The organism is Hymenobacter taeanensis (genome assembly GCF_013137895.1).
GTDB lineage: Bacteria > Bacteroidota > Bacteroidia > Cytophagales > Hymenobacteraceae > Hymenobacter > Hymenobacter taeanensis.
This window is the reverse complement of the sequence record NZ_CP053538.1, coordinates 1,365,233-1,385,098: the sequence shown is the minus strand read 5'-3', so window position 1 is coordinate 1,385,098 and position 19,866 is coordinate 1,365,233. Positions and strand designations below refer to the sequence as shown.

Below are 19,866 nucleotides of genomic sequence, written 5' to 3'. Positions count from 1 at the left end.
TGCGTGGGTGGGATTGTGATGAACAGGTAGGCGAAGAACTCAAAACTACGCAAAAGAGTGCGTGAGGATTGGGCGCTTCTGTTTCGAAGCCCGACAATAACAACAAACGAGTGACTACTCGTAAGGAAGTATAAGTAAGTGTAACAGAGTGTACTGAATTGTTGGGCTGTGAGTTGATAGTTACGGTTCTGCTTATACGTGAAGAATATGGCTACGCAAGATTTTTTCGGCCGGCACCGGGTGGCCGCTGTCCTGGTGTTGGTGCTACTATTGCTGCTGACGGGCGGAGCTTACGTGTACTTCAAAACCGATAAAGGCGAAGAGTTCCTGCCTACGCTGGAAAACGCGTCTCTCAATATTAATAACGTTACCTCCGAGTTGCTTCAGGCGCAGATGAAGGTAGACTTGCGCAACCAAATGCCGGTTACGCTCCAGATTGACAGCCTCAGCTACGTAACCCGCGTAGATGGGGCACTGCTCACGCAAGGCGCGAAAGATGAGCCTTCCGTGCTCCTCGGTGACTCCGTTTCGCACCTCACCCTGCCGGTATCCGTGCAGATGGATAACCTCAAGCGCAAAGTGCGCACCAGTCAGCAAGACTGCGTGGAGGTAGAAATGGTAATGAAGCTATTCACCCGGCTACCCGTAGCTGGTCCCCAAATTATTCCGGTGCGCGTCACTAAGCGGGTATACATCCCGAAGCTCCCGAAAATTGAGGTTGCCGATGTAGATATTAAAGACTTGGGCCTCAAAAACGGGGAGGCCATTGTGAGCCTGCGTATAACCAACTACAACCCCTTCCCAGTAACGGTGCGCAGCGTGCACTACAAGTTCAGCGTGAGCGATGATATGGAGGTGGAAGGCACAGAAACCAAAGACGTCACCTTCCGGAAAAAAGGGGCGGAGCTTGTGCCCATTCACGTGCGCTTCGAGCCCAAGGCCATGCCAAAGGTGGCCTTTAAGGGCTTGTTTAAAGCCGAAAAAACTCCCTATAAGCTCACGGGCTCGGCCGTAATTGCCACGGGTGAGGGCAACCCCAAGGATATGACCATGAAGTTTAATAGCTCAGGTTCCCTTAAAGATCTTAAGGAACTGGCGAAGCCGGAAAAGAACAAAGACTAGCGCTGGTGGTAGTGGCCTAGGCCAGTATTATTTGCTGGATAAAGCGGCTAAGCGTTCTTCCAGATCGAAGAACTTGCCCAGGTAATTACCCTCCTCACTGCCATCGGGCCGCAGGAGCAGCCAATCGACAACGGCTGCTTCTGCAAAGTCGGTGGGAGCATTGGCCACGGTCTGGCCGTTGGGCCCTACCCGCACAATGCGGCCCGCAACCTGCCCAGCTTGCCAGGAGGATACCAGCACTACCACCGGCTCTGGCGTGGCTCCCTCATTGAGCACTACAGCGGTAAGGTAACACGTGGCACCAGCAGGCAGCCCCCGCTGGTAGCGTTGCCGCAGCTGCGGCAGGGTACGACGGGCCTCTTTGCAGGGCAGCTCTGGCAGCGCGCCATCCTGCTCTTGTAATTGCGTAACCAGCGAAACCAGAGTGGGCGAGGCAGGCTGCTGGCCTAGCGCCGCTCCCGTGAGCAGCAAAGTCAGCAGAAGGGCGAAAGAGGTTCGCATACGCAAGTAGCTAAGGAGGCCAGGCAAGAGAAAGCAGCCACCAAATGGCCACCTGATTAGATACAAAAGTAAGCCCGTTAGAGTTTTACCAAGGCTAGTCCGGCGCAGAGGTTGTATCTTGCGGGCTCAATCGGTTTTTTCGGCGTGCCTTCTTCAGCTCCTCAGCCTCTTCAACCCGGCGACTTCTACTACACTCCCGAAGGCTACATGGTTTTTACGGAGCAGTACCATCTGCGGCGGGGTACCTGCTGCGGAAATGGGTGTCGGCACTGCCCCTGGCAGTTGGCTAAGGAAAAAAAGAAGGCCTCTGGAAGCACCAGGCAGGGCTAACCCGCTATTTTTCAGCCCTCCGGTTTGTTTCTGTCAAAGAAATGCCGATATTTGCGTCCCTTTTTCCAGCATTGAAACCTCTAAGCTCCTGATATCATGGCCCGTGTTTGTGATCTGACCGGCAAGCGTACCCGCGTAGGTAATAACGTTTCGCACGCCAACAACAAAACCAAGCGCAAGTTCTACCCGAACCTGCAGAAAAAGCGTTTCTACATCCCCGAAGAGGATGCTTGGGTAACGCTGAAAGTTGCTGCCAGCACCATCCGCACCATCAACAAGAACGGCATTATGTCGGTCCTGAAGAAGGCCAAAGAGCAGGGCTTCATCGTTTACTAGTCTAAGCAAAGGCTAGAAAAAGTTAAGCGCAACGCTTTTATTCTGAGTTATTGTCGGGTCTCTTTGCGAAGAAACCTACGCGGCTGCTCAGAGTGAAAGCGTTGCGCTGCTTTTTTGCTGGGCCAGTAGTTATTGCGTCCTGCGGTTTTTTCCGGAAGTTAGCGTTGCCTCAGGACCGCTACAGCTCCAGCTGCCCGCTAACACAACGTTAGCGGGAAATACAGGTCATTGCGGTTGCTATGCTCCATACTGTACTGAAGCCCTTGGCCTGGCCGGCGCTACCTGCGTTGATCCTTACTGGCCTACTCGCCTTGGTGGCGCCCCACCAGGGCCAGGCCCAACGTGCCGCCGGCCCCGACCGTCCCGCTGATTTCCTGGACCCCGCGTTTCATAAGCAGCGCCGGGAGCTGGTGCGCCAGGCGCTGCCAGCCGGCTCGGTAGCGGTGCTTTTTGCTGCCCCCGTCCGTAACCGCGCCAACGATGTGGACTACGTGTACCACCAGAACGCTGACTTCTACTACCTCACGGGGTATGAAGAGCCGGAGGCCATGTTGGTGCTATTTAAGGAGCCCCAAACTCTTAATGGGCAGGCGGGCGTAACGGAAGCCATTTTTGTGCAACCCCGCAACCCCGAGCGGGAGCAGTGGACTGGTCACCGCCTTGGCACCGAGGGTACCAAGCAGCAGCTCAAGGTGCAGTACGTAGCCGATAATAAGGACTTTGCCGCGGCCGGTATCAAGTGGGCCAGCTTCCAGCAGGTACACTTCCTGGAGCTCCCCGAGGATGTTCGCAACGACCCCCGTGACCCCGCCGACCTCTACGACCTGGTGGCTACCTTCCGGCAGCAGGCCGCGCTGCCCGCCAACTTCGATGCTTCGGCCTCCGAGGTGCATAAGCTGATTGAGCAGTACGGCCTCAGGGGGGCTGATCGGCTGCGGCCGTACCTGCAAAATCTGGTGCAGGATCAGCCCACGCTAGGCCAGGACGCCTATGTGCAAGGCTACCTGGCGGCCAAGAACGATGTCGAGCGGCAGAAAGCAGTAGCTAACAAACCCAATGGCCGCTTCAGTACCAGTATCCTGAACGAGGCCCTGGACCGACTGCGGGAGGTGAAGACGCCCGAAGAAGTTGCCCTGCTCCGCCGTGCCGTGCGCATCAGCGCCATAGGCCAGCAGGAGGTAATGAAAGCTACCCGCCCCGACCTGGGTGAGCGGGAGCTACAGGGCCTGCACGAATACGTGTACCGGAAATACGGCGCTGAGTTTGAGGGCTACCCCAGCATAGTGGGGGCCGGCAACAACGCCTGCGTGCTGCACTATATTGAAAACAGCAAGCCCCAGGTTAAAAACGACCTGCTGCTGATGGACTGCGGCGCTGAGTACCACGGCTACTCCGCCGACGTAACCCGCACTATCCCGCCCTCCGGCAAGTTCAGCCCGGCTCAGCGCCAGGTGTATGAGCTGGTACTGGCGGCTCAGGATGCGGCTTTCAAGGAGTGCAAGCCCGGCAAAGATTTTCAGGCCCCGCACGCGGCAGCCCAAAAAGTTATTGAGCAGGGCCTCATGAAGCTGGGTATCATAAAAACCGCTGAAGAAACGCGCAAGTATTTTCCGCACGGCACCAGCCACTACCTAGGCCTTGATGTGCACGACCGGGGCAGCAACGGCCCCTTGCAGGCCGGCAATGTAATTACCGTGGAGCCCGGTATCTACATCCCGGAGGGCAGCCCCTGTGACCAGAAGTGGTGGAACATCGGCGTCCGGATTGAGGATGATGTGCTGATAACGGAAAAGGGCTACGACAACTTGTCTAAAGAGGCACCACGCACTATTGCAGACATTGAAGTCATGATGGACAGGCCTAGCGCCTTCGACAATTTCAAATTGCCGGTGTTGGAAAACTAACTGGCAGCAGCCCAATTCATTTCAACTCCTATAAGAATAGCTTGCTATCCTCGTAGGGATTTTTTATATTATACTATATTTATAAATAATTGACTGTTTGCTGGTTGCTTCAAGCAGCCCCTGGTCCCCTTTTGCCCTAGTGTGAGACGTTGAAGAGTTCTTGCCGTGGGCCGATGACTTGCTTCGTCAGTTCACCCGTACTCCACCATTCACATTCTTGCAATGAAAAACACTCCTCTAAAAAGGTGGGTTGCTCTCGTGTGCCTTAGCACAATAGCCCTGTCTACTGCCTGTAACCGCACAGAAGACATACCCCAGCCAACCAGCCAGATAGGCTCCAGTGATGCAATGCAGTCGGGTAATGGCTCGCCAAACGGAAATTCTAATTATACCACCACCTACGGAACCGCAGTAGAGCTAGGTGAGGGAAGCGCCCGCAGCTTCGTGACGCTAAATAAGAAAGGCATTCCAATGGAAATAGGAGTGCGCATAACGGAAACAGCATTACAGGGCTTGCCTATGGAAGAGCCCATGAATCCAACTGATTTATGGTATTTGCTGCCCTTGCCCTCACAGGCTGCCTTAACCCCCTTTAACCATCTTTCACTTGACTGGAACCCTCATGGCCATGAGCCCACCACTATCTACACGCTGCCGCACTTCGACCTGCATTTCTATATGATCAGTCCGGAAGAGCGGCAAACCATTGCGCCCAATGATCCGCGTGGTGAATTTAATCTGCCAGCTCCGCAATATCTACCCGCTAACTATGTGCCCGGCCCCGGAACGGTTCCCAGCATGGGTAAGCACTGGCTCGATCCATCAGGTCCTGAGTTTCAAGGGCAAACCTTCACTCAAACCTTTATTTACGGAACATTTGATGGGCAAGTAAGCTTTCTGGAGCCCATGTTTACCCTGGACTTCCTAAAGCAAACGCAACATGATAAGTATAGGCTGCCGCAACCACAGGCAGTTTCACGTACCGGGCTTTACTATCCTACCCGTTACACGTACCGCCTCGATCATAGCAACCATGAATATGTAATAGTACTCTATGATATGGTGCTGCGCTAAAGCCGAAGAATAACTTAAAACCCATATGGTAGTACGCACCAAAGTGCAGCGCCACATGGGTTTTAAGCAACTTTAGGCCACTATTTGCGATTAAGGCAGCATAGCAAGCAGGCATTGCGATAATATCTTTACAAAGGTTTCTATGCCTGACTGTTTGTCTATTACACAAAGCTTTGTACCTTTGCAGTCCTTAATCCTAAAAACCTAAGTCGAGATGGCTAAAAAAGGAAACCGGGTGCAGGTAATCCTGGAGTGCACCGAGCACAAAAACTCGGGCCAGCCGGGCACCTCGCGCTACATTACCACCAAGAACCGCAAGAATACCCCTGAGCGCATTGAGCTGAAGAAGTTCAACCCCGTGCTCAAGAAGATGACCGTTCACAAGGAAATCAAGTAATTGAGCAATGGCTAAGAAAGTAGTAGCAACCCTGAAAACCGCTACCGGCAAAGACTGGGCTAAGGTTATCCGCGCGGTGAAATCGGAAAAGACTGGTGCTTACACCTTCAAGGAGGAAATGGTACCCGTTGACAAAGTACAGGATTACATCGCCACTGGCGTTAAGTAATTGGGCGCCTTCGTGGCTTTCCAACGTAAGTGAAGAAGTCCCGCCTTTGTGGGACTTTTTTGCGTGTTAGGGTTTTGCAACTCACAGTCTTGGGGCTTTGAGTGTTCCGGCGCGCTAGTATGAGCTGTATTTCCTGATCAGGAAGCACGGCTTCTCTTAACCATGGTCCCAAGACCTTAAGCCCCCGACCCCCTTATGGGCCTCTTCGATTTCTTCAAGAAAGACAAGGAAAGCAAGGAGCAGCAACAGGCCCTCGATGAGGGTCTGCAGAAAACTAAAACCAGCTTCTTCGATCAGCTCAGCAAAGCCGTTGTTGGCAAAAACACGGTTGATGAAGCGGTGCTCGATGACCTGGAAACGCTGCTCGTGCACGCCGACGTGGGCATTGATACCACCGTGAAGGTCATTGACCGGATTGAGAAGCGCGTGGCCCGCGACAAGTACGTCAACACCTCGGAGCTTGACCGCATCCTGCGGGAAGAAATAGCAGATCTGCTGGACCGCAACAGCGGAGCTACCGGTTCCCGGGCCATCCTTGACCGCCCCGACAATACCGGGCAGCCCTTCGTAATTATGGTGGTAGGGGTGAACGGCGTAGGTAAAACCACCACCATTGGTAAGCTCGCGCACCGCTTCCACTCGGCTGGTAAGAAGGTGGTGCTGGGCGCCGCCGATACCTTCCGGGCTGCTGCTGTGGATCAGCTTATTATCTGGGGGCAGCGGGTAGGCGTGCCCGTCATTTCACACGGTATGAATACTGACCCTGCCTCTGTGGCCTACGACGCCGTACAGAAGGGGGTGGAAATGGGTGCTGATGTGGTGATTATTGACACTGCGGGCCGCCTGCACAACAAGGTGAACCTGATGAATGAGCTCAGCAAAATCAAGCGGGTGATGCAGAAGGTTATTCCCGATGCGCCCCACGAGGTGCTGCTGGTCCTCGATGGCAGCACGGGCCAGAATGCCTTCCTGCAAGCCAAGGAGTTCACCAAAGCCACCGAGGTATCGGCCCTGGCCATTACCAAGCTCGATGGCACAGCCAAGGGCGGTGTGGTTATTGGCATTTCTGACCAACTGCAGGTGCCAGTGCGCTACATTGGGGTAGGGGAGAAAATGACTGATCTGCAGCTCTTCGACCGCCATACGTTCGTAAACTCCCTGTTCAAGAAATAGGCCCAGGCCATTGGTTGTAGTTCTAACACAGACGCCCCACCCAGATTTATTCCGGTGGGGCGTCTGTGTTTAGTGTACGACTGCTTTAAGGAATGAACTCCGGAAAGGGAACATTCGCAGTAGGAAAAGGCGTTGCCGAGTTCGTACCTTTGCGGTCCAAAATTCGCCGCGGGCTGTAGCGGGCAACTTTCTCACTCCTAAGAAATTGCCCGGCCGCCCGTTTACCTACCCAGCATGAAAGTTAGAAGCCAGCAGGCCAATAAAGTCAACGTTATTACTCTTGGTTGCTCCAAAAACATCGTCGATTCGGAGGTGCTGATGGGGCAGTTGCGCGCCAACCAGTTTGAGGTGACGCACGAAGCAGAGCAGAGCGACGCCAACATCGTCATTATTAATACCTGCGGTTTTATTGATAACGCCAAGCAGGAAAGCATCGATACCATTCTGCGCTATGCCGATGAGAAGGAAGCCGGCCGCTTGGAGAAGCTTTACGTAACGGGCTGCCTCTCTCAGCGCTATAAGGACGACCTGGAGCAGGAGATTCCGCAGGTAGATGCCTACTTCGGTACGCTGGAGCTGCCCCAGCTGATGAAAAAGCTGGAGGCTGATTATAAGCATGAGCTAATTGGGGAGCGCCTCCTGACTACTCCTTCGCACTACGCTTACTTCAAGATTGCAGAGGGCTGTAACCGTCCTTGCTCGTTCTGCGCCATCCCGCTCATGCGCGGTAAGCACCAAGATCGGCCCATTGAGGATCTGGTAAAGGAAGCAAAGCGCCTAGCCAGTATGGGCACCAAAGAGCTCATCCTGATTGCCCAGGACCTGACCTACTATGGCCTGCAGCACTACGGCGAGCGAAAACTGGCCGACCTGCTGCGCAACCTCTCCGACGTAAACGGCATCGACTGGATCCGGATGCAGTACGCTTATCCCTCGCAGTTCCCACTGGATGCGCTGGACGTGATGAACGAGCGCGACAACATCTGCAAGTACCTGGATATGCCCCTGCAGCATATTTCTGATAACATGCTGAAAACCATGCGCCGCGGCATCAGCAAGCGCCGCACCGTGGAGCTGGTGGATACCATCCGCCAGCGCGTGCCCAGCATTGCGCTTCGCACTACACTCATTGCCGGCCACCCCGGCGAGACCCAGCAGGACTTCGAAGACCTCTACAACTTTGTGGATGAAACCCGCTTCGACCGCCTCGGCATCTTCACTTACTCGCACGAGGACAACACGCACTCTTACACGCTCGAGGATAATGTGCCCGCCGAAGTAAAGCAAGACCGCGCCGACCAGATCATGGAGCTGCAGCAGGGCATTTCTATGGAGCTGAATGAGCAGAAGGTAGGCATGACCTATAAAGTGCTCTTTGACCGTAAGGAAAGCGGTTATTTTGTGGGCCGCACTGAGTTCGACTCACCGGAGGTAGACAACGAAGTGCTGGTGCCCGCTACTAAAGACACGTTTGTGCGCCTCGGCGACTTCGCCCAGGTGCAAATCACGGAGGCTTCGGACTTCGATTTGTATGGCAAGCTGATTTAACTGGCCTAGGCCGTTGCTGGAAACCCTGCTTTGGCTGCGCGCTGAGGCAGGGTTTTCTTTTTTCTTGTCATTCCGAGCGTAGCGAGGAATCGGAGGTAAGGTTTCGCTGGTTGTCCTGGGTTCCTCGCTACGCTCGGAATGACAAGTAAAATTTACGTTAATCACCTTAAGTGGCCTAACACATTGAAAACCGCTTTTGCACGATATCCGGCGGTATCCTGGCTGGAAACGCAGGTGGTCTAGAAGCCTGCGGAAGTGGGTTCTGACAAATACCCAGTTACTTTATGGCGTCTGGCCGGTTATAGCCGAATTACATTTCAATCCATGTCTGTCACGACCCTTCGCTACGCCGATACCGGCTCCTTTTCGCCCCTGATTGCCGATTACCTCGGCCGGCGTCCGGAACTCAGCCAATACTACCACCGCTTTCCTACCCTGGAGGAATTTGCGGCTCAGATAGAAGAAAAGAAGGCTGCCTATACCCCCGAGGCTCGGCAGCGGCTGGTAGCTGCCCTGCGCGAACAATACGCGGCGGTGCCAGAAGTAAATCCGGCGGTGCAGGCCAACCTGGAGCTGCTGGAGAAGGAAACCACCTTCACCATCACTACCGGCCATCAGCTTAATTTGCTCACGGGGCCGCTGTATTTCGTGTACAAGATTGTAACGGCCCTCAAGCTTTGCCGCCAGCTCAAGGAGCAGTATCCCCAGTACGATTTCGTGCCGGTGTATTGGATGGCCACCGAAGACCACGACTTCGCCGAAATCAACCACCTTCACCTCTTCGGGAAGAAATACGAGTGGAACGCCGCCAATACGGGTGGACCCGTAGGCCGGCTGGCGCTTGACGGGCTGGAAGAAGAACTCCTGCAGCAGTTGCCCGCCGATATGCCGGCTGCCTTCCGGGAGGCCTACGCTACCTCGGGCACGCTGGCGGAGGCCATGCGTAAGCTCACGCACTCTCTGTTCGGGCAGTATGGCTTGGTGGCGCTAGATGGCGACTCCGCTATCCTAAAGCAGGCCCTGGTGCCGGTGCTGGAAAAAGAAATTCAACAGCAGGCATCAAACCAAGCGGTACAGGCAACCAACCAACAGCTTGAGGCCGCGGGCTATAAAGCACAAGTATACTCGCGCCCCCTGAACCTGTTCTTCCTCACTGATGGCGGCAAGCGGGAGCGGCTGGAGTACGATGCGGCCGCCGACTGCGTGCAAATCACGGTGCGCAACACCAACCGCTGCCATAGCCAAGAAGAGCTGCTGGAGCTGGCCCGCCAGCACCCCGAGCAGTTCAGCCCGAACGTAGTGCTGCGGCCTTTGTATCAGGAACTGTTGTTGCCTAACCTCTGCTACATTGGCGGCGGGGCGGAAGTGGCCTACTGGTTCCAGCTGAAGCAGATCTTCACCGATAACCAAGTACCCTTCCCCATTCTGCTGCTCCGCAACTCGGGGCTATACATTGGCAAGGCCAACGCCGGTAAGCTGCGCAAGCTGGGCCTTACGGCCACCGATATTTTTCGGCCGCTGCCAGACCTGAAAAAGCAGGTAGGCGCCGCGCTAGGCCAGGAAGAGGTAAGCCTCAGCGCCCAGCAGCAGGCTTTAGCCGCCGTATTCAAAGAAGTGTCTGACTTGGCCCAGCGCCTCGACCCCACGCTGGTGAAGACCGTAGCCGCTGAGCAGCAGAAAGCCGCCGCTAGCCTGGCCGGCCTGGAGAAGCGCCTCAGCAAAGCTGCCGAAGCCAAGCACGAAGTGGCCTACGGCCAGCTCACAGCCCTCAAGGAAAAGCTCTTCCCCGGCGGCTCTCTGCAAGAGCGTGTTGACAACGTGCTGAGCATTCTGATCAACAATCCAGCATTCATCGACCAACTCCTGGAGGCCTTCGATCCGTTGGCTCTGGAGTTTACGGTGCTGGAAGAGGAGTAATAGTTACTTAATGATTCAGCAGAAACGGCTCGTCTCAACCGGAGGCGGGCCGTGCTTGTGTCTAAAAGGGTATGATGAAAGCTTACATTCGGCGAGAGTTTTTGGCTCGGCGTCGCGCCTTATCGGAGAATGAGGTAGCGCAACGCAGTGATAGGTTGCGCAAGCATTTGATCCAGCGTTTTCCTACTGACGATTGGCAATGGCTGCACGTATTTCTACCTATTCTGCAGCAAAAGGAGCCTGACACGTGGGGTATTATAAGGGAGTTTCTACACGCGGGATCAAGCGTTAAGTTGGCGGTGCCGGTAGTGCAGGCTGATGGCCGAACCTTGCGCCATTATCACCTTGCTCCCGATACACAATTGGTTGACAGCCGCTGGGGTATCCCGGAGCCTGTGGGCGCTGCTGAAGTGCAGCCCGTACAGCTGGATGCCGTGTTGGTGCCCCTGCTGGCCTTCGACGAAAACGGCCACCGCGTGGGCTATGGCAAGGGTTTCTATGATGAATTTCTAGGCCAGTGCCGCCCTGATGCTCTGCGCATTGGGCTAAGCTTAGAGCCACCTGTATCGCGCATTACAGACTCTTGGCCTGGCGATATACGCCTGCATGCCTGCATTACACCAGAGAAAGTGTGGCGGTTTGAGGTCTGACGCCACTTGTAAATCAGAATATTATTAGTTCTGCATACTTCGGGCCTGAGAGTCGCCGTTGGCTATAAACTACCTTCTATATCTCTCTATATAGTCTTTGCCCACCCCCTCGATTTATCTACCAAGCGCCCCCACCGGGGCTTGCGCCCGATTGTGGCGCCCGACATGACGCCTATGGTGGGCATAGGATTCTTGTTAGCCTTTTTTTGTACGTTGATTGCTGCACCCCGTGAAATTCCAGTGCTATCTATAGGCATAAGCAGGCCGTTTCAATCCATATTTGGTGCTTCTGAGCACTGGTATACTATGACCATTGTATTGGGCAAGAATAGGCAAGTGTATTATTACGACGGACAGTTAAATGCAGATAGTAAACCCCAAATACATAGTGGTATCCTAGATTTGGCTGAGCTACGGAAGGCAGTACAAAAACACGACCCCACAACAATATTTCTCATTAAACCCAGCGACGAAGCCAAATATCAGGACATGATAGATGTGCTGGATGAGATGGTTATTGCCGACCGCAAGAAGTTCAGCCTAGCTGACATAATCGTAGCAGACTATGAGCTCTTGAAAAGCAATAAGTACTAACTGTTCTGCTACAGCAACGATTAGCGCTGAGAAGAGGCTGAGGAGGTGTCGGAGCTGCTGGAGTTACGGCTCTTTTGCGCGGGTTTTGGGGTGCTATGAGAAAGCATTGAAGTATCACGCCGCTGGGCGGCTAATACTTGGGCTAGCTTGCACAAACCATTTTTCATAGAACAGCAAGTATTAATAAAGTATAGAATAGCCCCTTACTGAGTGGGGAAAGAATTAAAAAGGCAATATATAGTAGATAGATTCATGTAGCAACTGCAATAGCGTGACCGCTATCGTAGCCAGCGAAATACACCCCGTACTAGCTGTACCAACAGCCACTGTGGTAGAGACAGTAGCGCAACTATTTCCCAAGGGCGCACCACGAAATAGGTGTTGTGCATTTGAAGGTCGAGTGGGGCCAGTTGAAAGAAGGCGGTGCCTAGTACGCAGCCTAGGCCTACCGTAGTAGGAACCAGAATGCCCAGTGCTATCAGTACTTCCCGGCGCAACCAAGTCAGAAGCGGCATAGGCCTAGGGGGCTACTTCTACTTTGGTAATGCGGGCCTGGCCCCAGGGAGCAATGCTCACCTGCACCCGCAGCGACTGCCGTTTCTCGATTTCGCGGCCCATGTCTTCGGGTACGTAGTAGCGCTCCAGGCCGTAACGAAGGCGTAAACCGCGTCGCCATACATCCTGCACTGAACCGCGCAGTACGGCTTGATTGGGCTGGGCCTCCGGTTTTTCAGCGTATACGCCAATGGCCTCATAAGAACCATTGCGCGGCTCAAGCAGCACGTACGCGGCCTGCTGCCGGCGCGGGAGTTCAGCACCATGCCACAAGTGGCCCGGCAGTTGACTGATGGAGTAGTTTAGGCGCACGTAGTCGCCGTACAGTAAGTCGCGCGGATCTACGGGAGCCGTACGGAGCCAGACAGATTTGCCCAATGCACTCGTAGCGTAGCCCGCAACGGCAACACCCAGCACAAAGAGCACTTGGGCGGCTACCAGCAACTGCAGCCACCGCCGATGTTGAGCAGGAGCAAGCTCAGGAAGTGGGTTGAGCTGAACGGGTGCCGCTGCTGGAAGGATAGTAGGCTGCTCGCTCATGATTTCGCGGGAGTTTTTTCGGCGAAGGTATGCGTGGCCCGGCGCCGCAGGTACCAGCTCAACCCTAATAGCAGAATACCCCCCAACAGGAAAAACAACGACTTATCCATGAAGCCCCACGTGAGCTTGAAGTAGGCCACCGCCGTGGTAACAATGAACAGCACCGTGCCCAGTGTCACCCGGTCGGGGTTTTGCTCTTGGTGGGCCCGAAACAGCACCGAACCCGAATACGCGTACAGCACCACCAGGGTGGCTACGGCGAGCGGTAGGCCACCCGTGAAGTAAAAACCTGGCAAGAGCAGCAGCCAATCGGTAGCGCTGCTGAGGCGGCCGCGCTGCCGCTTACCAAGCAAGGATACGGCTAGTACCCCGCCCATAGCCCCAAGGTAGGCCAGCAGCGGCGGCCGGAGCTGCCCAGTATACATATCAGACTCGCCGAATAAGGCCAGCCCCAGCGTAAACAGAAATGCGGCTACCAAGGGCGGCCCTTGCATAGCACGGCCCGCGGGGCGGTCGGGCTGCCAGTCGCCGAAGGCGTAAATGAGCATGGCGGGCACAAAAAACCACGTGATTTTGATGTGCAAGTGGTTGATCAGCAACGCCGCCTGCCAGAGTAACCCCGCTGCCAGCACGCCGCCAGCCAGGGCGTCGGGCCGGCGCCACCAGTAGTAGCCGAGGCCTAGGGCCGTGAAGGCAGCCGTGAGGTAGCTGAAGGCACCCAGTTGCCCGGTGTTGTAGCCCTGCACAATGCCCCCAATTACCACCGTCATGATGAACAGCAGGTTGCTGCGGTAGAGCCACGTAAGGCCCATGCCCGCCACGGCCCAGGCTAGTAGGCCCGTGAGGTCGTAGCCAATGAGCTGGTAGAGCTGGCTGGTGAGCACAATGCTGGCCCCGAACAAAATCAGGCCCAGCGCAATCAGGCCCATGCCCAAGTTGGTGTTGCCGCGTCGCCGGAAGTATTCCCCGGCTGCATAGGCGCCACACAACGAGCCCAACAGCAGGGCCAGGCGCACCAGTTCTGGCAAGCCCTGCCAGTTAGCCGCCACCAGACTCAGTGCGCTCAGGCCTACCAAGAGGCTGCCCAAGAGGGGCAACAAGCCTATGGCTGTGGCATCGGTAGGGTAAAGGGCTAATAGTTGTTCCCGCTGCTGCTCCGTGATGATGCCTTTCTGCACCCACTGAGGACCGTCGGTTTCCAGGAATTTTCGACTCATAGCAAGTCCAACTTACGCAGGATGCGGGGAACAGTGAGGTAGAGTGGTTTATAAGCTTCGTGCCGTAAAGCCGTACATGTCGATTATTTTGGCTCGTGGATAATTTGTTGTTGTCTCTAAACCAGATACAAAATCAATTGTAAAAGTTTCTAATGCCAACTTATCAATAGCAAGCTTATTCGATTCATAAAATTCTCTTATGTATTCTAATGAATCTGCGTTTAGCTTTCTAAATGCACATCTTTTTCTGTACATTTTCTTAAAAGTGGCGCAAAAATAGGTGTCGAAGGCTGGGATGAAACCGAACACACCTAATAAGATTTTAGTTACTAGAGTCAAGTCTGCATTGCTGCCAGAGATAATACACTTTTTAACTTCTCTGTATATATGTAATATTTCCTGAATGTTTTTTGTGTCATAATTGATGACATCTATATTCCAAGCACTTTTATCGATACTTGCGATTAGTTGAATAGTAGCTTGATAATGCTTGATACTTTTATTTAAAAGGAAGCTTGAACCTCTGAGCATGCCCCAACTGGCTAAGTAAAAAGCTAATACTAAGCAGCTCTTTTCTATATCCTCGAGAGGGTTTTCAGTATTCAAAAAATAGTTGTAGCAATAGTCAAATGATGCGTAGCGCTGATTAGGAGATAGGTTGATTTTGAATTGTTTGACAATTTTTTCTAAACCAATTATATACATGTCTTCGTGTATCAAGCTAATTTATTAAGCATATACAATTTCCTTCCTCGCCCGCGTCATTTCGCGCTTGCCGGGAGGGCCGGGGATTTTCTCTACCAGCCAGCCGGCGGCTTTCAGGCTGCGGCGGAAGCTGCCTTTGGCGCAGTAGCTCACCAGCACGCCACCGGGCGCAGTTGCGGCGTAGAGTTGGGCAAAAACCTCATCGGTCCACATATCGGGTTGCTTCTCGGGTGCGAAGGCATCAAAGTAGATAACCTGATAGGTGTTTTCGGCCAGTGGGGTTTCCTGAAGCTGGCCGGCTAATTTGAGCAGTACAAACTGCGGAGTGAGGACTACTGGCCGGTTCCAGGCGGCAGCATGAAGTTGCTGCTGGTAATCGAGGAGCTCTTCATCATACGTTTCGGTGCTGAGCTGGCCGATGACGTCGGCGGGCAAGGGAAACTTCTCGATGGTATCGTAAAAAATGACCTGAGAGCTGGGCAGTGCCAGGCTACGCTCCAGGGTAAGCAACGCATTCAGGCCCGTACCAAAGCCAATTTCCAATACCCAAACTGGCGTGGGGGCTTCCGCAGCCGGAGTAAGCGCGGGCTCTAGGCCAGCAGCCAGGTACACGTGGCGGGCTTCTTGCAGCGCGCCGTGGGTGGAGTGGTAGTGCTCATCGAGCGCCGGCACGTAAAGTGTGCTGGAGCCGTCGGCGGTAGTACGTACTTCGAGAAAGGGCGTAGACATGCAGGGTTGTGTGGTGCAAGGATAAGCGGGGCGGGGGAGAAGGGCAGAGCAGAGCGGAAAATACGAATTGAACAGCAACTTTACCGTGAGTACGTAGTCCTAGTATTCCCTTACCGCCTATTCCACTGCTCTATGGCCCGCATTAAAGTACAGCTGCCAGATACGTTTCTCTTTACCACGCAGCTTCCCATCCGGATTACGGACCTCAACTATGGAGCGCATTTAGGCAACGACGCCCTGCTCAGTCTGCTCCACGAGGCTCGCGTACAGTTCCTGCAGTTTGTGGGCCGCCCCGAGGTTGACCGCGCCACGGGCCTAGGCCACATCATGGCCGATGTAGCCATTGAGTACAAGGGCGAAGGGTTTCACGGCGACGTGCTGCACATTCAGATGGCTGCCACCGACCTGCATACCTTTGGCTTCGACATTGTGTATTGGGTGAAAAACCAAGACGGCCGCGAAATTGCCCGCGCCAAAACCGGCATGCTCGGTTTCGACTACAATACGCGCAAGCTGTTGCCATTGGGCGAAGAGGCCACCCGCCGCCTGCGCGGCGAGTAGTGGCCTAGGGCAGATGAACTCACTGAACAAGGTAAAGACGCGATACTTCACGTCTTCTCGTTGCTGATGTTGTTTACCTCGCATCGGCTTCAGGCCAGTCGTTCAACGAGGAGACGCGAAGTGTCGCGACTCTACCTTGTTCAGTACTCCTCCCTGGTTATGGGCTGAAACAACAAATTTCTGGGAACCCAACTGCCTCTGGTGTTGTATCTTTGCAGCTATGATTGACTTGCCCGTACTCACCAAGCGCGACATCCGCAAACTCACTCCCGATGAGCTCAAAGCCTTTATGGTGGAGCACGGCGAAAAGCCGTTCCGGGCTAAGCAGGTGAGCGAGTGGCTATGGAAAAACACTGCCTCGTCGTTTGAGGAGATGAATAATATCTCCCTGGCTACCCGGCAGTTGCTTGATCAGTATTTCACCATCAATGGGGTGAAGGTGCAGAACCAGCAGCTCTCCAACGATGGTACCATCAAGTCGGCGTTTCGGCTCTATGATGGCAACATTGTGGAAGGCGTGCTCATTCCGCACGACACCCGCATGACGGCCTGCATCAGCTCGCAGGTGGGTTGCTCGCTTACGTGTAAGTTCTGCGCCACCGGCTACATGGACCGCAAGCGCAACCTCGATGCCGCCGAAATCTACGACCAGGTAGTGCGCATTCGGGAGCAGTGCGAGGCTCAGTACGGCACGCCGCTCACCAACATTGTGTACATGGGCATGGGCGAGCCGCTGCTCAACTACGCTAACGTAGTGGAAAGCGTGCGCCGCATCACGGCCCCCGATGGCCTGAATATGGCTCCGCGCCGTATCACCATCAGTACTGCCGGTATTGCCAAAATGATCAAGAAGCTGGCCGACGACGATGTGAAGGCCAATCTGGCCCTCTCGCTGCACGCCCCTAATGATGCCAAGCGCAACGAAATCATGCCCATCAACGAAGCCAACTCCCTGGCCTCGCTGAAGGAAGCCCTCAAATACTACCATCAGGCCACCGGCCGCAAGGTAACCTACGAGTACATCGTATTCGAGAGCTTCAACGACACGTTGCAGGATGCCGAGGAACTGTACCAGATTTCAAAGTGGATTCCCTGCAAGGTGAACCTCATCGAGTACAATCCCATCGAAAACGCCTCCTACGTCAATACTGCCGACGATAAGCTCACGGCCTTCCACAAGTACCTCGCCGACCGTGGCGTGCAGACCAACATCCGCCGCTCGCGGGGCAAGGATATTGACGCCGCCTGCGGGCAGCTAGCCGTGAAAGAGAAAGCAGAAGTGGCCTAGCCGTCCGTATTCCACAAAAAAGCCTGATTTAATCAGGCTTTTTTTGTGGAGTTTATAGCAAGGGCTATTTCTGAGCAGTTTTCCCAAACCGGAGAGAAAGGTCGATATAGGCAGGATAGATGTAGCCGAAGACACCATCTCCTTCAAAAGGCGCAACGTAGAAGGAGCCGATGCCTAACGTAGTTCGAGGCCAGTTCAGGCGCATGCCATAGAGGCCAGCCAGGCCACCACTGCCCGAGGTAATAAGGTAGTTTTCCGACATCAGGGATATGCGCTTACTAACTCGGGTGGCGCCGCTTATTACCGCCACCGGCGACTTCCCGAAGCCTTGCTCGCCGCGGCCGCCGGAGAAACCATACCCTAGGCCCACTGTGAAGTTGTTATCGGCGCTGCCAGTAGTTAGTAAGCCATAGGCCACGCCAGCACCGTAACCGGAGCTAGAGCCATAAGAGTCAAACGTGGGAATGCGAGCATACAACACTCCAGCTCCCACACTCAGTTTGTTACTAATGGGGTAGCTAACCTTAGGTGTGAGAGCCACTAGCTGGTTGTCTAGCCCGGCCCCTGGCACAGCAGAAGCCAGTATTCCAACAGAAACATTATCCGTAATGCCGTAGTTGAGGCCCAGCATAAATAAGTCGATGATCTGAAAATAGCCCTCGCCGGCTCGCAAGCCCCGAGCGGTTGGGGCAAAGAATACGCGCGTGCCATTGCCTACATAGCCCCAGGTAGGGTGGCGCATGGCGTCGTCCAGCTCTACCTTTGGTATCAACTCCATCCGGATAATCTGGCTACGTGGTATAATGACGGCCTCAGGCTCCTGCGTGCTGAATTCCAGCTCTTGTGGGCGGGTGGCGCGCAAAACCCCGGCGAAAGTAGAGCCGGAGCGGAGCGTAACGCGGTAGGAGCCGCCTACTGAATCAGGGGAGGCGCCAGCTGCCGGCCGCAACGCCTGTGCCTGCTCCTCAATTTGCCGGCGGGTGTTCAGATACTCGTAGTGCGGTATGGGACGTAGTAAAATGCGCCCATCCACCAGCGTGGTGCGCAGCGTGATGGTGCTGTCTGGCGTGAGGCTCTGCTCGAAGGCCGCTTCCTTGAACTCTTTGCTGGAATAGAAAGGGAAAAGGTTGTATCGAGCCTTTTCAGAGCCATCAATAATCGGCCCCACAACTGGGCTGATAATCAGCGGTCGGGTAGACTGCTGTTGGGCGTGCAACGTGCTGCTAAACAAGAGTGTTAGCAGCAGCAGGAGTAACCGGGACGAGAGTAGTGAAGCAGGCATAGAGTGGGGCGAATAGGAGTGTGGGTCAAACCTATCATTCCGGTGCTTCACTTCAATATGGCTAGCCTTATATAATGTGTGGTGATCTGACTTTAGGCTTCAAAAGCAGGTATGTCAAAAAACCGCTCTATGGGTGTATAGAATGGATTTGTTGAATATATTTCTGACTTTTTAATTGTGTTTATAAAGGGCAGAATGCCGCCTGCACATACCCGCTTTTAGCCCCTGAGTGCTACACACGCCAGCGCCCTTCGGAGCGGGGGCGGCCCGTGCTGATTTCTTCCTTCGATTCGCCCTCCGGCACCTCACGGGTTTCAATGCGAACGGCGTGGGCTTTGGGCTGTACTTTTTGCCCGAAGGTATCGGCAAACTCCTGAGTGAACTCAGCCCCGAAGAATATGATGAGCGAAGAGTAGTTAACCCACAGCAGCAGTACAATGGCCGAGCCAGCAGCACCAAACGCCGAGCCAGGGTCGGATTTAGCAATGTAAAAGGCAATCAGATACTTGCCTACTAAAAAGAGTAAAGCCGTAATCACCGCTCCAACCCCTACATCGCGCCACCGGATGATGGCATCAGGCAGGAAGCGGTAGATGAGAGCAAACAACAGAGAGGTAATGAACAACGACAGTACGAAGTCAACAATATGAATGAAAATCACGGCTATTTCCGGGAACCACTGTTGTAGCTGATCCGTGAATACGCTCAGTAGGGCACTGATTACAAAGGAAATAAGCAGCAGCAAGGCCACGCTCAGAATCAAACCAAAAGAAAGGAGCCGGTCGCGGATGAACAGCCAGATACCATTGCGCGGCTTCACCTTCAGGTTCCAGATATCGTTGATACTCTCCTGCAGCGTTACGAAGAACGTGGTGGCGGCAAATATGAGTGTGCCTATCCCGATGACGGAAGCTAAGCCCGATTTCTGCTGCTTGGTAAACTCGGCAATAGAGTCTTGCAGGAACTTGGAAGAATCGGGACCGAGGAAGCCGCGCATTTGGCCGTAAATCTGGCCAGTCACTGCCTCAGTGCCGTAAATGGCACTGGCCGTGGTGATAACAATAATTAGCAGAGGCGGCAGCGAGAAGATGGTGTAGTAAGACAGGGCCGCCGCGTGGCGAAACGAGTTATTCACCATGAACTCACTGGCCGTCGTTTTCAAAATACCAAGGACGTCGGATAAGCGGTAGTGCGCGGGCATAAGGCAAAAAAACGGAAGGGTATGGTGGTAAGTACGGCGGCTATCAGAACTACGTTGGATAAAGACGGCCAGC

The 19,866-nt window shown here is 54.3% G+C and carries 22 protein-coding genes; 14 read left to right on the top strand and 8 right to left on the bottom strand.

Going from position 1 to position 19,866, the window contains the following annotated elements; genetic code table 11:
• Positions 1 to 207 precede the first annotated feature (207 nt).
• Positions 208 to 1,122 (top strand): LEA/WHy family protein, encoded by a 915-nt coding sequence (locus HMJ29_RS05915; protein ID WP_171590603.1) that lies wholly within the window; start codon positions 208 to 210, stop codon positions 1,120 to 1,122.
• Between the two features lie 27 nt (positions 1,123 to 1,149).
• On the opposite strand, the gene HMJ29_RS05910 is transcribed toward HMJ29_RS05915, so the two are convergent.
• The gene (locus tag HMJ29_RS05910; RefSeq protein ID WP_171590602.1) at positions 1,150 to 1,623 is read right to left on the bottom strand and encodes a hypothetical protein; all 474 of its coding nucleotides are present in this window, start codon (positions 1,621 to 1,623) and stop codon (positions 1,150 to 1,152) included.
• Positions 1,624 to 1,830: 207 nt separating this feature from the next.
• Here HMJ29_RS05910 and HMJ29_RS05905 point away from each other — a divergent pair, with 207 nt between their 5' ends.
• The 11 genes from HMJ29_RS05905 (at position 1,831) to HMJ29_RS05855 (ending at position 11,715) form a co-directional block, all read left to right on the top strand.
• Positions 1,831 to 1,953: a DUF5522 domain-containing protein gene (locus HMJ29_RS05905; RefSeq protein ID WP_366671504.1), complete on the top strand. Its 123-nt coding sequence runs from the start codon at positions 1,831 to 1,833 to the stop codon at positions 1,951 to 1,953.
• 96 nt (positions 1,954 to 2,049) lie between these two features.
• Entirely contained in the window at positions 2,050 to 2,289 is a 240-nt protein-coding gene (gene rpmB, locus HMJ29_RS05900; protein ID WP_045689230.1) for a 50S ribosomal protein L28, read from the top strand.
• Between the two features lie 239 nt (positions 2,290 to 2,528).
• The gene (locus tag HMJ29_RS05895; RefSeq protein WP_171590600.1) at positions 2,529 to 4,193 is read left to right on the top strand and encodes an aminopeptidase P family protein; all 1,665 of its coding nucleotides are present in this window, start codon (positions 2,529 to 2,531) and stop codon (positions 4,191 to 4,193) included.
• A gap of 222 nt (positions 4,194 to 4,415) precedes the next feature.
• Complete coding sequence (locus HMJ29_RS05890; RefSeq protein ID WP_171590599.1) at positions 4,416 to 5,267, top strand: DUF5602 domain-containing protein; 852 nt, start codon at positions 4,416 to 4,418, stop codon at positions 5,265 to 5,267.
• A 214-nt stretch (positions 5,268 to 5,481) separates the two neighbouring features.
• On the top strand, positions 5,482 to 5,664 hold the full coding sequence (gene rpmG, locus HMJ29_RS05885) for a 50S ribosomal protein L33 (protein ID WP_045689232.1): 183 nt from the start codon (positions 5,482 to 5,484) through the stop codon (positions 5,662 to 5,664).
• A gap of 7 nt (positions 5,665 to 5,671) precedes the next feature.
• Positions 5,672 to 5,833, top strand: a complete 162-nt coding sequence (locus tag HMJ29_RS05880; RefSeq protein WP_110976337.1) for a DUF4295 domain-containing protein — start codon at positions 5,672 to 5,674, stop codon at positions 5,831 to 5,833.
• A gap of 195 nt (positions 5,834 to 6,028) precedes the next feature.
• Complete coding sequence (gene ftsY / locus HMJ29_RS05875; RefSeq protein ID WP_171590598.1) at positions 6,029 to 7,006, top strand: signal recognition particle-docking protein FtsY; 978 nt, start codon at positions 6,029 to 6,031, stop codon at positions 7,004 to 7,006.
• Positions 7,007 to 7,240: 234 nt separating this feature from the next.
• Positions 7,241 to 8,554 (top strand): 30S ribosomal protein S12 methylthiotransferase RimO, encoded by a 1,314-nt coding sequence (rimO, locus tag HMJ29_RS05870; RefSeq protein ID WP_171590597.1) that lies wholly within the window; start codon positions 7,241 to 7,243, stop codon positions 8,552 to 8,554.
• A gap of 324 nt (positions 8,555 to 8,878) precedes the next feature.
• Entirely contained in the window at positions 8,879 to 10,471 is a 1,593-nt protein-coding gene (gene bshC, locus HMJ29_RS05865) for a bacillithiol biosynthesis cysteine-adding enzyme BshC (RefSeq protein ID WP_171590596.1), read from the top strand.
• 71 nt (positions 10,472 to 10,542) lie between these two features.
• On the top strand, positions 10,543 to 11,121 hold the full coding sequence (locus HMJ29_RS05860; RefSeq protein ID WP_171590595.1) for a 5-formyltetrahydrofolate cyclo-ligase: 579 nt from the start codon (positions 10,543 to 10,545) through the stop codon (positions 11,119 to 11,121).
• Positions 11,122 to 11,286: 165 nt separating this feature from the next.
• On the top strand, positions 11,287 to 11,715 hold the full coding sequence (locus HMJ29_RS05855) for an ExbD/TolR family protein (protein ID WP_262922289.1): 429 nt from the start codon (positions 11,287 to 11,289) through the stop codon (positions 11,713 to 11,715).
• Between the two features lie 278 nt (positions 11,716 to 11,993).
• Here the strand turns inward: HMJ29_RS05855 and HMJ29_RS05850 are convergent, their stop codons facing one another.
• The 5 genes from HMJ29_RS05850 to mnmC2 are packed head-to-tail and all read right to left on the bottom strand — an operon-like array spanning position 11,994 to position 15,461.
• Positions 11,994 to 12,230, bottom strand: a complete 237-nt coding sequence (locus tag HMJ29_RS05850; protein WP_171590593.1) for a hypothetical protein — start codon at positions 12,228 to 12,230, stop codon at positions 11,994 to 11,996.
• A 4-nt stretch (positions 12,231 to 12,234) separates the two neighbouring features.
• Complete coding sequence (locus tag HMJ29_RS05845) at positions 12,235 to 12,810, bottom strand: GDYXXLXY domain-containing protein (protein ID WP_171590592.1); 576 nt, start codon at positions 12,808 to 12,810, stop codon at positions 12,235 to 12,237.
• A complete protein-coding gene (locus HMJ29_RS05840; RefSeq protein WP_171590591.1) occupies positions 12,807 to 14,027 on the bottom strand; it encodes a DUF2157 domain-containing protein in 1,221 nt (406 codons plus the stop codon). The genes HMJ29_RS05845 and HMJ29_RS05840 overlap by 4 nt, the downstream gene beginning before the upstream one ends.
• A 48-nt stretch (positions 14,028 to 14,075) precedes the next feature.
• Positions 14,076 to 14,747: a hypothetical protein gene (locus tag HMJ29_RS05835; protein WP_244678810.1), complete on the bottom strand. Its 672-nt coding sequence runs from the start codon at positions 14,745 to 14,747 to the stop codon at positions 14,076 to 14,078.
• A 9-nt stretch (positions 14,748 to 14,756) separates the two neighbouring features.
• A complete protein-coding gene (gene mnmC2 / locus HMJ29_RS05830; RefSeq protein ID WP_171590590.1) occupies positions 14,757 to 15,461 on the bottom strand; it encodes a tRNA (5-methylaminomethyl-2-thiouridine)(34)-methyltransferase MnmC2 in 705 nt (234 codons plus the stop codon).
• 132 nt (positions 15,462 to 15,593) lie between these two features.
• On the opposite strand from mnmC2, the gene HMJ29_RS05825 reads away from it, so the two are divergent.
• Positions 15,594 to 16,022 (top strand): thioesterase family protein, encoded by a 429-nt coding sequence (locus HMJ29_RS05825; RefSeq protein ID WP_171590589.1) that lies wholly within the window; start codon positions 15,594 to 15,596, stop codon positions 16,020 to 16,022.
• Between the two features lie 220 nt (positions 16,023 to 16,242).
• Entirely contained in the window at positions 16,243 to 17,310 is a 1,068-nt protein-coding gene (gene rlmN / locus HMJ29_RS05820; RefSeq protein ID WP_171590588.1) for a dual-specificity RNA methyltransferase RlmN, read from the top strand.
• A gap of 64 nt (positions 17,311 to 17,374) precedes the next feature.
• On the opposite strand, the gene HMJ29_RS05815 is transcribed toward rlmN, so the two are convergent.
• Positions 17,375 to 18,592, bottom strand: a complete 1,218-nt coding sequence (locus tag HMJ29_RS05815; RefSeq protein ID WP_171590587.1) for a hypothetical protein — start codon at positions 18,590 to 18,592, stop codon at positions 17,375 to 17,377.
• 232 nt (positions 18,593 to 18,824) lie between these two features.
• The gene (locus HMJ29_RS05810; RefSeq protein WP_171590586.1) at positions 18,825 to 19,793 is read right to left on the bottom strand and encodes a YihY/virulence factor BrkB family protein; all 969 of its coding nucleotides are present in this window, start codon (positions 19,791 to 19,793) and stop codon (positions 18,825 to 18,827) included.
• Positions 19,794 to 19,866 lie beyond the last annotated feature (73 nt).

What these genes read in the sequence shown, in the direction of transcription:
- HMJ29_RS05810 (WP_171590586.1), bottom strand. Translation starts at nt 19,793, where the DNA reads ATGCCCGCGCACTACCGCTTATCCGACGTCCTTGGTATTTTGAAAACG.
- mnmC2 (WP_171590590.1), bottom strand. Translation starts at nt 15,461, where the DNA reads ATGTCTACGCCCTTTCTCGAAGTACGTACTACCGCCGACGGCTCCAGC.
- HMJ29_RS05890 (WP_171590599.1), top strand. Translation starts at nt 4,416, where the DNA reads ATGAAAAACACTCCTCTAAAAAGGTGGGTTGCTCTCGTGTGCCTTAGC.
- HMJ29_RS05840 (WP_171590591.1), bottom strand. Translation starts at nt 14,027, where the DNA reads ATGAGTCGAAAATTCCTGGAAACCGACGGTCCTCAGTGGGTGCAGAAA.
- HMJ29_RS05815 (WP_171590587.1), bottom strand. Translation starts at nt 18,592, where the DNA reads ATGCCTGCTTCACTACTCTCGTCCCGGTTACTCCTGCTGCTGCTAACA.
- rlmN (WP_171590588.1), top strand. Translation starts at nt 16,243, where the DNA reads ATGATTGACTTGCCCGTACTCACCAAGCGCGACATCCGCAAACTCACT.
- HMJ29_RS05880 (WP_110976337.1), top strand. Translation starts at nt 5,672, where the DNA reads ATGGCTAAGAAAGTAGTAGCAACCCTGAAAACCGCTACCGGCAAAGAC.
- rpmG (WP_045689232.1), top strand. Translation starts at nt 5,482, where the DNA reads ATGGCTAAAAAAGGAAACCGGGTGCAGGTAATCCTGGAGTGCACCGAG.
- HMJ29_RS05850 (WP_171590593.1), bottom strand. Translation starts at nt 12,230, where the DNA reads ATGCCGCTTCTGACTTGGTTGCGCCGGGAAGTACTGATAGCACTGGGC.
- HMJ29_RS05855 (WP_262922289.1), top strand. Translation starts at nt 11,287, where the DNA reads ATGACGCCTATGGTGGGCATAGGATTCTTGTTAGCCTTTTTTTGTACG.
- HMJ29_RS05915 (WP_171590603.1), top strand. Translation starts at nt 208, where the DNA reads ATGGCTACGCAAGATTTTTTCGGCCGGCACCGGGTGGCCGCTGTCCTG.
- ftsY (WP_171590598.1), top strand. Translation starts at nt 6,029, where the DNA reads ATGGGCCTCTTCGATTTCTTCAAGAAAGACAAGGAAAGCAAGGAGCAG.
- HMJ29_RS05825 (WP_171590589.1), top strand. Translation starts at nt 15,594, where the DNA reads ATGGCCCGCATTAAAGTACAGCTGCCAGATACGTTTCTCTTTACCACG.
- rpmB (WP_045689230.1), top strand. Translation starts at nt 2,050, where the DNA reads ATGGCCCGTGTTTGTGATCTGACCGGCAAGCGTACCCGCGTAGGTAAT.
- HMJ29_RS05905 (WP_366671504.1), top strand. Translation starts at nt 1,831, where the DNA reads ATGGTTTTTACGGAGCAGTACCATCTGCGGCGGGGTACCTGCTGCGGA.
- HMJ29_RS05895 (WP_171590600.1), top strand. Translation starts at nt 2,529, where the DNA reads ATGCTCCATACTGTACTGAAGCCCTTGGCCTGGCCGGCGCTACCTGCG.
- HMJ29_RS05860 (WP_171590595.1), top strand. Translation starts at nt 10,543, where the DNA reads ATGATGAAAGCTTACATTCGGCGAGAGTTTTTGGCTCGGCGTCGCGCC.
- rimO (WP_171590597.1), top strand. Translation starts at nt 7,241, where the DNA reads ATGAAAGTTAGAAGCCAGCAGGCCAATAAAGTCAACGTTATTACTCTT.
- HMJ29_RS05910 (WP_171590602.1), bottom strand. Translation starts at nt 1,623, where the DNA reads ATGCGAACCTCTTTCGCCCTTCTGCTGACTTTGCTGCTCACGGGAGCG.
- bshC (WP_171590596.1), top strand. Translation starts at nt 8,879, where the DNA reads ATGTCTGTCACGACCCTTCGCTACGCCGATACCGGCTCCTTTTCGCCC.
- HMJ29_RS05845 (WP_171590592.1), bottom strand. Translation starts at nt 12,810, where the DNA reads ATGAGCGAGCAGCCTACTATCCTTCCAGCAGCGGCACCCGTTCAGCTC.